The organism is Streptomyces sp. NBC_00016 (genome assembly GCF_045040885.1).
Lineage (GTDB): Bacteria > Actinomycetota > Actinomycetes > Streptomycetales > Streptomycetaceae > Streptomyces > Streptomyces coriariae.
In genome coordinates, this window is sequence record NZ_CP108304.1 from 3715861 (window position 1) to 3731501 (window position 15641).

The 15641-nt window shown below is 70.6% G+C and carries 11 protein-coding genes; 4 read left to right on the forward strand and 7 right to left on the reverse strand.

What is annotated here, in order from left to right; genetic code table 11:
* Nucleotides 1-20: 20 nt before the first annotated feature.
* The 3 genes from OG933_RS16280 to OG933_RS16290 all read left to right on the forward strand — a co-directional run bounded on the left by OG933_RS16280 (nt 21) and on the right by OG933_RS16290 (nt 3411).
* Nucleotides 21-1058 carry an ABC transporter ATP-binding protein gene (locus tag OG933_RS16280; protein ID WP_362517008.1) on the forward strand — a complete coding sequence of 346 codons (1038 nt, stop codon included), beginning with the start codon at nt 21-23 and terminating at the stop codon, nt 1056-1058.
* Between the two features lie 26 nt (nt 1059-1084).
* Nucleotides 1085-2146: a dipeptide ABC transporter ATP-binding protein gene (locus tag OG933_RS16285; protein WP_362517011.1), complete on the forward strand. Its 1062-nt coding sequence runs from the start codon at nt 1085-1087 to the stop codon at nt 2144-2146.
* A gap of 479 nt (nt 2147-2625) precedes the next feature.
* On the forward strand, nt 2626-3411 hold the full coding sequence (locus OG933_RS16290; protein ID WP_020127953.1) for a BTAD domain-containing putative transcriptional regulator: 786 nt from the start codon (nt 2626-2628) through the stop codon (nt 3409-3411).
* A gap of 6 nt (nt 3412-3417) precedes the next feature.
* On the opposite strand, the gene OG933_RS16295 is transcribed toward OG933_RS16290, so the two are convergent.
* Both OG933_RS16295 and OG933_RS16300 read right to left on the reverse strand, forming a co-directional pair.
* Nucleotides 3418-6771 (reverse strand): BTAD domain-containing putative transcriptional regulator, encoded by a 3354-nt coding sequence (locus OG933_RS16295; protein ID WP_405627603.1) that lies wholly within the window; start codon nt 6769-6771, stop codon nt 3418-3420.
* Nucleotides 6772-7096: 325 nt separating this feature from the next.
* Nucleotides 7097-7603, reverse strand: coding sequence for a DinB family protein (locus OG933_RS16300; RefSeq protein WP_405627604.1), 507 nt, complete (start codon nt 7601-7603; stop codon nt 7097-7099).
* 96 nt (nt 7604-7699) lie between these two features.
* On the opposite strand from OG933_RS16300, the gene OG933_RS16305 reads away from it, so the two are divergent.
* On the forward strand, nt 7700-8440 hold the full coding sequence (locus OG933_RS16305; protein WP_362517021.1) for a class I SAM-dependent methyltransferase: 741 nt from the start codon (nt 7700-7702) through the stop codon (nt 8438-8440).
* A gap of 321 nt (nt 8441-8761) precedes the next feature.
* Here OG933_RS16305 and OG933_RS16310 read toward each other — a convergent pair whose 3' ends face one another.
* From OG933_RS16310 to OG933_RS16330, 5 genes are all read right to left on the reverse strand, one after another.
* Nucleotides 8762-9883, reverse strand: coding sequence for an oligopeptide/dipeptide ABC transporter ATP-binding protein (locus OG933_RS16310; protein WP_362517023.1), 1122 nt, complete (start codon nt 9881-9883; stop codon nt 8762-8764).
* Between the two features lie 47 nt (nt 9884-9930).
* Nucleotides 9931-10992, reverse strand: a complete 1062-nt coding sequence (locus OG933_RS16315; RefSeq protein WP_405627606.1) for an ABC transporter ATP-binding protein — start codon at nt 10990-10992, stop codon at nt 9931-9933.
* Between the two features lie 32 nt (nt 10993-11024).
* The gene (locus tag OG933_RS16320) at nt 11025-12005 is read right to left on the reverse strand and encodes an ABC transporter permease (RefSeq protein WP_020127959.1); all 981 of its coding nucleotides are present in this window, start codon (nt 12003-12005) and stop codon (nt 11025-11027) included.
* Between the two features lie 123 nt (nt 12006-12128).
* Nucleotides 12129-13934, reverse strand: coding sequence for an ABC transporter substrate-binding protein (locus tag OG933_RS16325; protein WP_142266034.1), 1806 nt, complete (start codon nt 13932-13934; stop codon nt 12129-12131).
* A gap of 65 nt (nt 13935-13999) precedes the next feature.
* Nucleotides 14000-15034 (reverse strand): ABC transporter permease, encoded by a 1035-nt coding sequence (locus OG933_RS16330; RefSeq protein ID WP_020127961.1) that lies wholly within the window; start codon nt 15032-15034, stop codon nt 14000-14002.
* Between the last annotated feature and the right edge of the window lie 607 nt (nt 15035-15641).

A 15641-nucleotide genomic window follows, 5' to 3' on the forward strand; every position in this document is an offset into this window, starting at 1 on the left:
CACCCCCCAGGAGCGTCCCCGTGACGAGCACCGATCAGCAGCCCTTCCTCTCCGTCAGGGACCTGAAAGTCCATTTCTCCACCGAGGACGGCATCGTCAAGGCCGTCGACGGGCTCTCCTTCGACCTGTTGAAGGGCAAGACGCTCGGCATCGTGGGCGAGTCGGGCTCCGGCAAGTCGGTCACCAACCTGGCCATCCTGGGTCTGCACGACCGCGACCGCACGGCGATCGAGGGCGAGATCCTGCTGGACGACAAGGAACTGCTGACCGCCTCCGAGAAGCAGCTGGAGCGGCTGCGCGGCAACAAGATGTCGATGATCTTCCAGGACGCGCTGGCCTCACTGTCGCCGTACCACACGATCGGCAAGCAGATCGGTGAGACGTACCGCAAGCACACCGGCGCCTCCAAGAGCCAGTCGCGGGCCCGGGCGATCGAGATGCTGAGGCGGGTGGGCATCCCCCAGCCGGAGGTCCGGGTGGACGACTACCCGCACCAGTTCTCCGGCGGTATGCGCCAGCGCGCGATGATCGCGATGGCGCTGGTGTGCGACCCGGAGCTGCTGATCGCCGACGAGCCGACCACGGCTCTCGACGTGACCGTGCAGGCGCAGATCATGGACCTGCTCAAGGACCTCCAGCAGGAGTTCGGCACCTCGATCGTCTTCATCACGCACGACCTGGGCGTCATCGCCGACATCGCCGACGACGTGCTGGTGATGTACGGCGGCCGGTGTGTGGAACGAGGCACCAAGAGGGAGGTGCTGCAGAGCCCGCAGCACCCCTACACGCTGGGCCTGCTGAGCTCGATGCCGAACCTGGAACACCCGGTGGACGTCCCGCTCAACCCGATCCCCGGTTCGCCGCCCTCGCTGCTGAACCCGCCCACGGGCTGCCGCTTCCACCCCCGGTGCACCTTCGCCGAGAAGGTCGAAGGGGGCCTGTGCTCCAAGGAGCAGCCGCCGCTGGAGGTCACGAACGGCCGGGGTTCCGCCTGCCACCTGACCGCCGACCAGCGCGCCGAGTTCTTCACAGACCTCGCCGGCAGCGCCGCGAACTGACGTACAAGAGACGGGATTTCACCACCATGAGCAGCACCACTCCCCTCCTGGACGTCTCCGGGCTCACCAAGCACTTCCCGATCAAGGGCGGCTTCCCGATCCGGCGTACGGTCGGTGCCGTGCAGGCCGTCGACGGGCTGGACTTCCAGGTCGCCGAGGGCGAGAGCCTGGGCCTGGTCGGCGAGTCCGGCTGCGGCAAGTCGACGACGGGCCGGCTGATCACCCGGCTGCTGGAGCCGACCGGCGGCCGGATCGCCTACCGCGGCGAGGACATCACGCACGCGGGCCGCAAGCAGCTGGCCCCGATCCGCTCCGAGATCCAGATGATCTTCCAGGACCCGTACGCGTCGCTGAACCCGCGTCAGACGGTCGGCAAGATCATCTCCGGGCCGATGGAGATCAACGACATCCACCCGGCCGGCGGGCGCGAGGCACGCGTGCGCGAGCTGCTGGAGATCGTCGGTCTCAACCCCGAGCACTACAACCGCTTCCCGCACGAGTTCTCCGGCGGCCAGCGCCAGCGCATCGGTGTCGCCCGGGCGCTGGCCCTGGAGCCGAAGCTGATCGTGGCCGACGAACCCGTCTCCGCGCTCGACGTCTCCATCCAGGCGCAGGTCGTCAACCTGCTCCAGAAGGTCCAGCGGGACCTGGGCATCGCGTTCGTCTTCATCGCCCACGACCTGGCCGTCGTACGGCACTTCTCGCAGCGCGTGGCGGTCATGTACCTCGGCCGGATCGTCGAGATCGCCGACCGCGACGACCTGTACGGCAACCCGCGCCACCCCTACACCCGGGCGCTGCTGTCCGCCGTGCCCGAGGCGACCGTGCAGGACGAGGGAGTCCAGGGCCGTGAGCGCATCCGCCTCGTCGGTGACGTGCCCTCGCCCATCAACCCGCCCTCCGGCTGCCGCTTCCGCACCCGCTGCTGGAAGGCGACGGAGAAGTGCGCGACCGAGGCCCCGCCGCTGGTGCAGGTCGAGGGCAACAAGCCCGGCCACCTGACGGCGTGCCACTATCCCGAGACGGCGGACGTCCCGGCCACCGTGCCGGCTCCCCGTCTCGCCAAGGACCCCGAGGCGGCGGCCTGACACACCCCTTTTCGTCAGCCGCCCCCTTTCGGAGCGGACTTTCTCGGCCCATTGACCCGAGCCCATGAACGTCCGGTCCAGGGGACGAAGGCCCGCGCTCACCCAGCGCGGGCCTTCACTCGTACCGCCAGGGGCGCGGGGAACTGCGCGACCGGCCACGACGCACCCCGCACCCGACGAGACGGACCAGAACCACCACCCCCTCAGGGGCGCGGGGAACTGCGCGACCGGCCACGACGCACCCGCACCCGACACCACGGGCCGGAACCACCCCCTCAGGGGCGCGGGGAACTGCGCGACCGGCCACGACGGACCCGCACCCGACGACGCACCGCAATCCCGCCCACACCCCACCGCGCCCCCGGGCCCCCGGGCCCCCGGGCCGAGCCAAGCCGGCGGCAGCCGTGCAGCATCCATGCGCCAGCCGAACACCTCGCGCGCACAGTGGTGACTCGAGTGGTTCGAGGTACGGGGGGTACATGGAAATTCAGCTGCTTGGCTGCGTCGAGGCACGGGCCCGCTCCGGCGACAAGCTGCCGCTTCCGCACGGCACCAAACTGCTGCTGGCGGCACTGGCCTGGACCCCAGGCGCGTTCGTCGCCGACGAGACGCTGATCGAGCGCGTGTGGCAGGAGCGCCGGCCCCAGCACCCGCGTGACGCGCTGTACATCCAGGCCACCCGCCTGCGGAAGGCGCTGCGGGCGGACGGGCAGCTGACCGAGGGCTTCGAACTGATCCGGAAGCGGGGCGGATACGTCCTCGCGATCGACGAACGCTGCGTCGACACCGCGCGGTTCCGCGCCCTGGTCCGGCAGGCGCAGCAGGAGGCCCGCGGCGGCGACACCGAGACGGCTCTCGGCCTCTACGCGCGGGCCCTGGAGCTGTGGCGGGGCGAGCCGCTGTCCGACGTGCGCACGGCCTGGGCGGAGTCGACGCGGGTGACGCTGCGGCGTGAGCACCGGGAGGCGCTGGTCGGCAGCACCGAGCTGTACCTGCGCGTGGGACGGCACGAGGAGTGCCTGCCGCAGTTGCACTGGCTGGCCGAGATGCACCCCTTCGACGAGAAGGTCACGGGCCTGCTGATGCTCGCCCTGCACCGCGGGGGACGCCAGGCGGACGCGCTGGACTGCTTCCAGCTGCTGCGCCTGCGGATGATCGACCTGCTGGGCTGCGAACCGGGCCCGGAGCTGCGGTCCCTGCACGAACGGATCCTCGCCCGCGACCCGCGGCTGCGGCTCGGCAGCGCGTACGCCACGTCCGTCTGAACCGGCTCAGCCGTCGAAGTGCTCGGTCAGGTACAGGGTGAGGCGGGACTCGGCGTCCGGAGGGAGTTCACGGTGACGGTGGTGGGGCAGCGGGCGGGACGGGGCGGGCATCCCCGGGAGATGCCGGACGCCCAGCGTCGCGTACAGGGCGGTCGCCTCCGTCCTGGCCTCGTGCGCCGGGCCGGTGTCACCGTGCGCCTCGTGGGCGAGGGCGAGGGCCGCCGTGGCACGGGCGTGCAGGAGGCGCTGGCCGGAGTCCCGGGCGAGGGCGGCGGCCAGGGTCGCCGCGTCGCGGGCCCGGGCGGGTGCGGCGTCGGTGCCGGTGTCGGTGTCGGTGTCGAGGAGCGTCAGGGCGGTGGTGAGGTGGACGCGCGGGAGGGTGAGGGGGTTGCCGTCGGACGCGAGGCGTTCGGCGCGCTCCAGATGGTCCAGGGCGTCGGCCGGGCGGCCCTGGGCGCGGGCCAGGTCGGCGCGGGCCAGCAGGACCTCGACGAGGCCCGCCCGGTGACCGGTGCGCTCGGCGATCTCGAAGGCGGCGTCGAGGTGTTCGGCCGTCTCGTCGGCGCGGCCCGCGCGCAGCTTCACCGAGGCGACCCCGACCAGGCTGTCGACCTGGCAGTTGCGGTTCTCCACCCGCCGGGAGACGGCGAGGGCGTCCTCGTAGGCGAGCAGCGCCCGGTCGTCCCGGCCGGCGTCGGCGCGGACCCGGCCGAGCGCCTCCAGGGCCACGGCCTCCGTATAGGTGGACCCGGAGTCGCGGGAGACCAGGAAGCAGGTGCGCAGCGCCGCGGTCGCCTCGTCGAACCGGGCCTGCTTCTGCCGGACCAGGGCGAGGTTGACGAGGGCCATCGCACGGTTGTGGTGGACCGTGTCGCCGATCAGGTCGAGGGCCGCGCACGCCGCCTCCTCGGCCGCGTCCAGGCGCCCCAGGGCGAGGTTCAGGGACGCCGTGTTGATCAGCATGATCTCCACGTTCTTGACGTTGTCCAGGGTGCGGTAGAGCGCGAGGGCACGGTCGTAGCAGGGCAGCGCGCGGCGCAGTTCGCCCAGCAGCTTGAGGGTGACGCCCTTGCCCTGGAGGCTGCCGGCCTCGCCGTACGTCCAGCCGGCCCGGCGGGCCAGTCGCTCCGCCTCCTCGTACTCCGTCAGCGCGCCCCGCAGATCGCCGTTGCGCCAGCGGGCGCTGCCCAGGGACAGACACATGGAGGCCTGGCCGACCTCGTCCCCGCCGCGGGCGGCCACCTCCCGGGCGAGGGTGGCCAGCCGCATCCAGTCGGAGAGCGGCCTGCGGTGGTGGAAGAGGTCCTGGAGCGCGTCCACCAGCCACCACACGTACGGCGCGGGGCCGTGCTCGGCGGCGTGGCCGATCGCGGCCGCGATGTCGTCCCACTCGCCGTCGAACCAGGCGTACGCGTCCTCGGCGCCGTCGAACTCCCGCGGCAGGGAGCCGTCGACGGCGGGCGGGCGGGTGCGCATGACGTACAGGCCGGCCGTGGCGGCCGCGTTGACGACGCTCTGGAGGTAGTGGTCGAGGACGCGGGTGACGGCGGCGGCCCGCTCCTCGGGGGAGTCCTCGGCGGCCGTCCGGTCACGGGCGTACTCGTGCACGAGGTCGTGCCAGGCCGGGCGGCCGTGCTCGACGTCGCGCAGCAGATGAACCCGCTGGGCCAGCCGCAGCAGGTCGGCCAGACGATGTTCGTCGGTCCCGGCGGCCGCGGCGGCCGCCGGGACCGACCGGCCGGTGCCCGGCAGCGCGCCCAGCGCGCGGAAGGCCCGCCGGGCCTCGTCCGGCAGCGCTCCGTACGACAGGTCGAGCGCGGCCCGTACGGCGACGGACTCCTCGCCCTCGACGTGCAGCCGGGCCAGTCGCCCCCGGTCCGCGAGGTCACGGACGTAAGCCCGGATACTGCCTGGCCGGTCGCCGATCCAGGAGCCCGCGACGCACAGGGCGAGCGGCAGGTGGTCGCAGAGTTCGACGAGCCGCGCCGCGGCCTCCGGATCGGCGGCGACGGCCTCCGCGCCGACCGCGCCGCTGATCAGCTCCAGTGCGGCGGCGCTGTCCAGGACGTCGCAGGACACCCGGTAGGCGCCGTCCAGGGTGACCAGGCCGCTGAGCTTGTCGCGGCTCGTCACCAGCGTCAGCGAGCCCGCCGAGGCGGGCAGCAGCCGCCGTACGTACGACGCGTCGGCCACGTCGTCGAGGACGACCAGCACCCTGCGGTCCGCGAGCAGCGTCCGGTACAGCGCGGTCTGCGCCTCGGCGCCCAGCGGGATGTCGCGCGGGGCGCAGCCCAGGCCCTGGAGGAGCAGCGGCAGGGCCTCGCCGGGGGTCATCGGCTCGGCGTTGTCGAAGCCCCGCATGTCGAGGAAGAGCTGGCCGTCGGGGAAGCGGTCGGCGACCCGGTGGGCCCAGTTCAGCGCCAGCGCGCTCTTGCCGACGCCCGCCGGTCCCACGATCAGGGCGAGCGGCTCCGAGGTGCGCAGACAGGAATCGAGGCGGTCGAGTTCACGGTCGCGGCCGACGAAACGGCGTGGGGTGGGCGGGAGTTGGCGCGGCACGGGGCGCTCGGACGCAGGGGGGGGCCGCTCGGGCGGGGCGCCTGCGGAGAGACCGCCGCCTCGCAGCAGCCGCTGGTGCAGGTCCCTGAGGTCGGCCGAGGGCTCCATGCCGAGTTCGTCGACCATGCGCCGGCGCAGCGCGGTGTACAGCTCCAGGGCCTCGGCGCTGCGGCCGTCCTGGTGCAGGGCGCGCATCAGCAGGCCGTGCGGGCGTTCGCGCAGCGGGTGGGCGGCGGTCAGCCGGAGTAGTTCGGCGATGGCCTCGCGGTGCCGGCCGGTCTCGATCCCCGCCTCGGCCACGCCTTCGCGGGCCACGAGGTGCAGTTCGGCGAGGCGTTGGCGCTCGGCCTCGCGCACCGCGACCTCCGACAGGTCGGCCAGCGGCTCGTCCCGCCACAGCGCGAGGGCCTGTTCACCGCCTCGCCGGGCCGCTCGCCAGTCGCCGTCGGCCGCGGCCCGCGAGGCGTCCCTGATGAGGTTCTCGAAGGCCAGCAGGTCGAGTTCGTCCGGGCCCGCGTGTATGACGTAGCCGGGCCGACGGGTGGTCAGTAGCTCAGCCCCGGCCGGGCCGAGGGCGCGCCGCACCTCCGCGACGAGGGCCCGTACCCGGGCCGCGCCCGCGCCGGGCGGCCGGTCGTCCCACAGGCACTGAATCAGCCGGTCGACGGAGACGACATGGTTGGCGTGCAGCAGGAGCACGGCACACAGCGCGCGTTGCCGGCCGGTGAGTACGACGGCCCGTCCGTCGATCTCGACGTCCAGCGGTCCGAGCAGGCGGAACCGGGGCCGTGGGGTGAGCATTCACAGAACGTAGTCCAGGGGCGACTGCCGGGCAACGCCGACCTTCACGATCGGGAACCGACGGGTTCCCGGGCGTCGGAATCCGGCCATTCCCCGGGGGCCGGGGCCGGGGCGGCGGCCGGGTGCCGTACGAGGCGGGGCGGCCGGGCCCGGGGCGGGGCGGGCGCCGCGTGTCCCCCGTCGGTCGCCCGCCCCGAACAAGAGTCTCGCCGAGCAGTCTTTCCGGACCCCTTCGGCGATCTTTCACCGGCCTTTCGCGGGTCTTTCACCCGTCCCGACCAGCGGAAACCCCATCGCCGCGGGGGGAGAGACACGCGGCCGGACCCTAGACGCCGGTGCGGCCGTCGATCAGTTCGCGCAGGATGTCGAGGTGGCCGTTGTGCCGGGCCGTCTCCTCGATCAGGTGCAGGAGGATCCAGCGCAGGTTCACATGACGGCCGTCGCGCGTCGCCCGCTGTGCCTCGGTGCCGAGGTCGTGCTCGGCGACCAGCTTGCGGTGCCGTTCGGCGTGTTCGGCGTACTCGTCCAGCACCTGCGCGAGCGGGAGGTCGACGGCGATGCGCATCTCGCGGTCGGGGTCCTCGTCGGTCCACGGCCCCTCGTCCTCCTCGCCGAGGAACACGACCCGGAACCAGTAGTACTCGACCCAGCGCAGATGGTTGACCAGGCCGCTCGGGGTCATCAGCGGCGAACCCGGCAGGGGCGCCTTGCGGGCGTCCTCGGCGGAGAGACCCTCGCACTTGGCGCGGGCGGTGTCGCGGGCGTAGTCGAGGAAGGTGGTGAGCTGGGTGCGCTCGTCCCACGCGGAAGGCATGTCGTCTGTTCTCGTCATCGCGCCGAGCATGTCCGGCCCCGGCCCGCCTGTCGAGGGAATTCGGATGTTCTGGATCTTGTCCTGTGCCGCGCCGAGGTGTGGCACACTGCCGCGGTGGTCGATCATTCGTTCGCTGATCTGACACTCGCCGCGCTGTACGACAGCATCAATCCGTGGGGGCCGGACGACGACTTCTATCTGAACCTGGTGAGATCCGCCGACTCGGTGCTCGACGTCGGCTGCGGCACGGGCCGGCTCCTCGCGCGGGCCGCGTCGGACGGCCATCCGGGGCGGCTCACGGGCCTCGATCCGGCGGCCGCGATGCTCGTCCAGGCCCGGCGCCGGGCGCCCGGCGTGGAGTGGTTGCTGGGGGACCTCGACACCCGTATGTGGCAAGGCGACTTCGACCTCGTGATCATGACGGGCCATGCCTTCCAGGTACTTCTCGGCGACGAAGAGCTGCGCGGCGCGCTGCGAGCCGTTCGGTCGGCCCTGAGCGGCGGAGGGCGGTTCGTGTTCGAGACCCGCAACCCGGCCGCGCGGGCCTGGGAGAGCTGGACCCCGGACCGCGTCCGCGAGGTCACCGACGCGGAAGGCCGGGTCGTACGGGTCTGGCACGAGGTGGCGGACGAACCGTCCGGTGACCGGGTCACGTTCACGGAGACCTTCGACTCCCCCGGCTGGCCCCGACGCCACACCGGCCGCGCCACCCTCCGCTTCCTCACCCCGGGGAGCCTGACAGGTTTCCTGGCGGAGGCGGGGCTGCGGGTGGAGGAGCAGTACGGGGACTGGGACCGGGGCCCCCTGACCCGGACAAGCCCGGAGATCATCACGGTGGCAACACCGTCCACGTAACCCCGAGCGAAAGCCGGGGGCCCGGGGGCCCGGGGCCCGCAGGGCCCCAGGGGCGCGGGGAACTGCGCGACCAGCCACAACGAACCCGCACCCGCACCCGCCGGACGACACCGACATCTGCCCCCAGGGCGCGGGGAGTTGCTCCACCAGCCACCACGAACCCGCACCCGTCACCACACGCCGACACCTACCCCCCAGGGGCGCGGGGAACTGCGCGACCAGCCACCACGAACCCGCACCCGCACCCGCACCCGCCGGACGACACCGGAACCAGGCACCCCGCCGGAGCGGCGCCGGAGATCAGCCGCCGGCCGGCCGGAGTCACCCGCGCCCCTCCTCCAGCGCCGCCAGCGCCGGGTCCAGCACGATGTCCTCCTCGCGCGCCTCGATCGTCGGCTCCTCCGGGAAGTGGCAGGCCGTCAGATGGCCTTCGTGGTTCCCGGAGATCCGGATCAGCGGCGGCTCCTCGGCCGCGCACTTGTCCTGCGCCTTCCAGCACCGGGTGCGGAACCGGCAGCCCGAGGGCGGGGCGATGGGCGACGGCACGTCCCCGGCCAGCCGGATCCGTTCCCGGGCGGCCGTCCCACCGCCGGCGACGTTCACCTCGGGGACCGCGGAGAGCAGCGCGTGGGTGTACGGGTGCCGGGGCCGGGTGTAGATGGAGTCGCGGTCGCCGACCTCGATGATCTTCCCGAGGTACATGACGGCCACCCGCTGCGAGAAGTGCCGGACGACGGCCAGGTCGTGCGCGATGAACAGGAACGCGATGCCGAGCTCCTGCCGGACCTGCTGGAGCAGGTTGACCACCTGCGCCTGGATCGACACGTCGAGCGCGGAGACGGGTTCGTCGGCCACGATCAGCTTCGGCTCGAGCGCCAACGCCCGTGCGACACCGATCCGTTGCCGCTGGCCGCCGGAGAACTCGTGCGGGAAGCGGTTGTAGTGCTCGGGGTTGAGACCGACGATCTCCAGCAGCTCGCGCACGCGCGCCTCGCGCCCGCCCGCGGGCTCGATCCCATTGACCTCCATCGGCCCGGAGATGATCTTGCCGACGGTCTGCCGGGGGTTGAGGGAGGAGTAGGGGTCCTGGAAGATCATCTGGATCTCGGACCGGATCGGCGCCAGTTGCCGGCGCGAGGCGTGCGAGATGTCCTGCCCGCGGTAAGTGATCGTCCCGGCCGTGGGCTCCAGGAGCCGGGTGATCAGCCGGCCGGTCGTGGACTTGCCGCACCCCGACTCCCCCACCAGACCGAAGCTCTCGCCGGCCCGCACGCTCAGGTCGATGCCGTCCACGGCCTGCACCTGGCCGACCGTACGCCGGATCGGGAAGCCGCCCTTGACCGGGAAGTGCTTGGTGAGCCCCGTCACGACGAGCAGCTGCTCCCCGTCGCCGTCGGCGCCCGCCTCGCGCGGGGCGGGGAGAACGAGTTCCTCTTTCTTCACGTGCTCCTCCTGGCCTTCTTCACGTGCTTGCTCCTCAGGTCCTGCCCCTACCCCAGTCGGGGCTTGATCTCGTCCTCGAAGATGGTCCGCTTCTGCTCCGCCGTGAGGTGACAGGCGGAGGCGCGGTCCGGGGCCAGCGGGGGACGTTCGGTGACACAGCGGTTGCCGCCCACCCGGTCCCGGAAGGTGCAGCGGGGGTGGAAGCGGCAGCCGGAGGGCGGGGTCAGCAGCGACGGCGGGGCGCCCGGAATGGGGGCGAGCGGAGTGCCCAGGTCCGAGTCGAGCCGGGGCATGGAGTTCAACAGGCCCCAGGTGTACGGGTGTTGCGGTGAGCGCAGTACCTGCTCGGTCGTCCCGCGCTCGACCGCGCCGCCCGCGTACATCACCATGATGTCGTCGGCCATGTCGGCGATGACACCGAGGTCGTGCGTGATGAAGATGATCGCGGTGCCGAACTCTCGCTGGAGGTCCTTGAGCAGATCGAGGATCTGCGCCTGGACGGTGACGTCGAGCGCGGTGGTCGGCTCGTCGGCGATCAGCAGGTCGGGGTCGCAGACCAGCGCCATCGCGATCATCGCGCGCTGGCGCATCCCGCCGGAGAACTGGTGGGGGTAGTCCTTCGCCCGTTCCCGGGGGTTGGGGATGCCGACCTTGCCGAGCATCTCCACCGTGCGCTCCCAGGCGGCCTTCTTCGAGGCGCCCCGGTGCTTCATGTACGGCTCGGCGATCTGCCGGCCGACGGTGTAGTACGGCGAGAGCGCGGTGAGCGGGTCCTGGAAGATCATCGCGATCTTGTTGCCGCGCAGTTTCTCCAGTTCCGACTCCCGGGCCGTGGTCAGCTCCTGGCCCTCCAGCAGGATCTCGCCCTCGACGGTGGTGAACATCGGGTTGTGCAGCCCGAGGACGGTCAGGTTGGTGACGGACTTCCCGGATCCGGACTCGCCGACGATGCCGAGGGTGCGGCCGCGTTCGAGGTCGAAGGAGAGCCCGTCGACGGCCCGGACGGATCCGTCCTCGGTGCTGAAACTGACGTGCAGGTCCCGCACCGAGAGGAACGCGCCCGCGCCGGCCGGGACGGGCGCCCCGGCCTCCTTGGTCACAGTGGTCACGACAAAGCTCCTGACGACGGTCCGGGAAACGGCTAGGACAGCCGTACGCGAGGGTCGATGAAGGCGTAGCAGGCGTCGACGACGATGTTGCAGAGCAGGATCACGGCGGCGGCGAAGAGCATCACGCCCAGCAGCAGCGGAAGGTCACTGAACTGCACGGACTCCACCGCGAGATGCCCGAGGCCGGGCAGTCCGAAGGTGTACTCGGTGATGATCGCGCCGCCGAGCATCGAGGAGAGGTCGATGCCGAGGATGGTGACGATCGGGATGAGGGAGCCGCGCCAGGCGTACCGGAAGAAGACGTACCGCCGGCTCATCCCCTTGGCGCGGGCGGTGCGGATGTGTTCCTCCTGGAGCTGTTCGATCATCGACGAGCGCGCCATACGGGTGTACTGCGCGGCGAAGATCGTGGACAGCACGACCCAGGGGATCATCAGCCCGGTGAACCAGGCGACGGGATCCTTGGTGAGCTCGGTGTACCGGGGTTCGTCGAAGAGGTGGGTCTGGTACACCAGCACGGCGAGGGCGAGCGGGCCCAGGAAGTAGATCTGCATCGAGCTGAGCACCATGGAGCCCGCGGTGAACGACTTGTCGATGAGCGTGCCGCGCCGCCAGGCGGCCAGCATTCCGGTGCCGAGCCCGACGAACAGGAAGACGACGGTGGCGCCGAGCGCGAGCGAGACGGTGAGCGGCAGCCGGTCCATCAGGGTCGACCAGACCTGCTCGTTGGTGTGGTACGAGTAGCCGAAACAGGGGGCGGGGCAGGGCCCCTGGGCGAAGTCGTCCCGGCCCGCGACCAGCCCTTGCAGGAAGATCCAGAACTGCTCGGGGATCGACTTGTCGATGCCGAGCGTGCGGTGGATGTTCGCCAGCGCGTCGGGCGTGCACGTCTTGCCGCACATCAGCAGCGCCGGGTCACGGGGCATGCCGAAGAACAGCAGGAAGGCGACGACGGTCAGCAGGACCAGGATCACCAGCGAGCCGAGGGTCCGGCGAAGGAGGAAGCGCAGCATCTCAGTGGCAGCTTTCGGGCTCGTGAGGCCGGCTCGTGGAGCCGGCTCAAAGGGCCGTGCGGGCCGGCGCGCCCCGTCGCGGAAGCGGGACGGGGCGCACCGGGCGCCGCGCTCGGGAAGGGGTTACTTCACAAACAGCCTGCGCGGGTCGATGCCGCCGATGACGTCGTCGTACACGAGGCCGCCGATCTTCGAGCCGGCGATCTGGGTCTGCTTGTAGTACGCCGTCGGGATGTTGGAGACGACGTCCTTCACGATGTACTCGTTGATCTTGTTCCAGGCCTCCGCGGCCTTGATCGGGTCGGTGATGGTGCTCGCCTTGTCGATGTCGGCGTTCACCTTCGGGTCGTTGACGTGCGAGTAGTTCGCGGCGCCGTCCTGGATCTGGCGTCCGTCGTAGAGCGGCGGGATGACGGTCGACGCGCTCGGCCAGTCGGCGCCCCACGCGGTGTGGTAGATGTCGAAGTTGTTCTTGACCTTGCCGACCTGGTCGTAGTACGTCTCGGCCGGGATCTCCTGGCGCTGGACGTCGAAACCGGCCTTCTCCAGACCCGCGGCCATGGCGGTGGAGTACTGCTGGCCCTCGGGGGTGTTGATGTAGCCGAAGGTCAGCTTCAGACCCACCTTGCCGGCCTTCTCCAGGAGTTCCTTGGCCTTGACCGGGTCACCGGCCGGCTTCTTCTTCTTGCCGAACGGGTCGAAGTTCGGGTTGTAGCCGGAGACGGTCGGGCTGATCAGACCGCCGGCGACCTCGCGGGCCGCGGTGCCACCGTAGGCGCGCACGAACGGGGTGATCGGCAGGGCGTAGGCGATGGCCTCGCGGACCGTCTTGTCCTGCATCTCCTTCTGGGTCAGGTTGATGTCGATCTGGCCCACGTACGGCTGGTAGCCGGCGACGGTACGGGACTTCAGCGTCGCGTCGGCGAGGACCTTGGACAGGTTGCCCGCGTCGACCTCGTTGTTGAAGCTGACCGCGGTGGCGTTGGCCCCGGAGTCGTCGAGGATCGCCTTGGTGGAGTCCTCGTACTGCTTGTTGAACGCGAAGGTGAACCGGTCGATGTACTGGTGCCGGATCGGGTCGGTCTTCGGGTCCCAGTTGGTGTTCTTCACCAGGACCATCGACTTGCCGGACTTGAACTCCTGGATCTTGTACGGGCCCGCGGTCATCGGGGCCTTGTCGTACTTCTCCTTGGTGTCCTTCGCCTTCGAGACGAGCGAGTAGCCGGCCATGGCCAGCGCGTACGGCAGGTCCGGCTTGGCCTTCTTGAACTTGAAGACGACCGTCTTCGCGTCCGGCGTCTCCAGGACGGTGTCCGGCAGGTGCTTACCGCCGTACGGGCCGCCCTTGAGCAGGTCGCGGTACCCGGTGCCCGGTGTGTCGGCGAGCCACTGCTGGATGAAGGTCGGGCCGTTGGCGACGAACGGCGCGAACAGCCGCTCGAAGGTGTGCCGCACGTCGGTGGCCGTGATCGCGGAGCCGTCGGCCCACTTGACCCCGTCCTTCAGCGTGTACTTCCAGGTCTTGCCGCCGTCGGTGGTGGTCCCGCTGTCGGTGGCCAGGTCGCCGACGACCTCGTGCTTCTTGCCGTCCTCACCGGTCGCCTTGTAGCCGGTCAGACCGCGGTGGATGAGCTGCGACAGCGCCATCTCGTCGGAGACGTAGATCTGCCCGGGGTCGAGGTGCGCGTAGCTGTCTCTCTGAAGAACGGTGACCGCGCCTCCGGGTTTGGCACCGGGGACCTCGGTGGCCGGGCCGGTCGAGGCCTTCGCGTCGCCGAAGTCGATGGAGGACTGCTGCCGTTGGGCGTTCTCCTTGTCGTCCTTGTTGCTGCCTTCCTTGCTGCCGCCCTCGCTGCAGCCGGAGAGCACGAGCGCTCCGGCAGCGACCAGCGAGAGCGCGGCGTACGCGCGGCGTCCACCCTTACCCATCACTCGTTTCCCACCCATCTCTTTGAGTCCAGCACTCTGTGAGTCCAAAAGACGTGATGTGCGGGTCAGCGCGCCGTCTTGGGGTCGAAGGCGTCCCTGACCGAGTCCCCGAGCAGGTTGAACGCCACGATGAAGATGATCATCGAGACACCGGGGAAGAACATGTAGGTGATGTCGTTCTGCATCACGAGTTCGGTCGCCGCCTTGGAGAACATCTGGCCCCAGTCCGGCGTCGGTTCGACCAGTCCCACGCCGAGGAAGGACAGACCGGCCTCGGCGGTCACGAAGTTCGGCAGCATGTAGGTGGCCTGCACCAGGATCGGCGTGACCACGTTGGGCAGAATCTCCTTGCGGATGATCCGCCCCGGTGGTGCCCCGCTCACCTTGGCGGCCTCGATGAACTCCCGTTCCCGCAGGGCGAGGCTGGTGCCGCGCAGGATGCGCCCGAGGCTCATCCAGCCGAGGAACCACTGCACCGAGATCAGGGCGACGACCCGGACGTAGACGGGCGTCTCGTCGCGCGGGCTGACGAACAGGGAGACCACGACCGGCATGCTCGCGATGAAGAACAGCTGGGCCGGGATGGCGAGCAGGAAGTCGATCACCCGGCTGATCAGGAAGTCCGTCCTGCCGCCGAGATAGCCGGCCGCGACCCCGAGGACGATGCCGGTCAGCACGGTGGCGAGGGTGACCGCGAGGGAGATGCCCAGGGAGTTGCGGATGCCGTAGAGCAGCTTGGTGAAGACGTCGTAGCCGTTGCCCGGTTCCAGGCCGAACCAGAACTCGCCGCTGATCCCGCCGTTGGGCTGCACCGGCACACCCGCGCTGTCGAACAACTCCGGCCGTTCGTCCGCGTACACGGTGTACGGGTTGTTGCCGTAGAGCTTCGCGATCAGCGGGGCGAGCAGGCCGACCAGGAAGAAGAGCAGCACGACGTAGGCGGAGATCACGCCCGTGCGGTCCCGCTTGAAGCGGAGCCACATGAGCTGACCGGGAGACCGGCCCACGGGCACCTTGGCCTCGGGCGCCGCCGCCGGCTCCTGGTCGCCGTCGACCACGACCGACGTACCGCCGCCCTCGATGTCGGTAGGACTTGTCACAGTTCGCCCATTTCACTTCACGGGTGTGGGTGTGCCGAGCCGGCGACGGACGCGGGCTGCTGCCGCGTGATCGCCGATCGGTGCATGAAGGGACGCCGGAGCGCGCCGCACGGACGGCTCGGAAGAAGCCGCAGCCGGACGCGCGTAGCCGAACGGCCGCGATCGGCGGCCGGACGTCAGGTCAGTGACAGTCGCCGCGGGCGGAGGCGGACAGACCGGTGATGGACCGCATGGGCCGGTTGACTGGCATGGGGATCCTCCTTGTGACTCCACGTGTTCACCAACAGGAGGGGGCGCTCGTCCGACCTCCGACACCCCTGACGGAGGGTCAGACACCCCCTGGTGCTCGCGAGTCGGCGCTGTCCCCACAGCGCGAGACCCATTGACCCGAGCGTTACGCGGCTAACTATCTGGCATGCGCCATGTGCCGACCACCGTCTTTAAATCTCAATTCAGTCACAGCTGACGCCTAGATCTTCCAAAATCCGGACAAAGTCTCTGGCGCGAGAAGGGCGCGAAACGGACTTGTTACATGGGTATCGGGCGAGGATCACCGCATTTCGGACAGCGGTCACCGCGAGAGCCCCGAAAAACGGGTTGCAGAAAG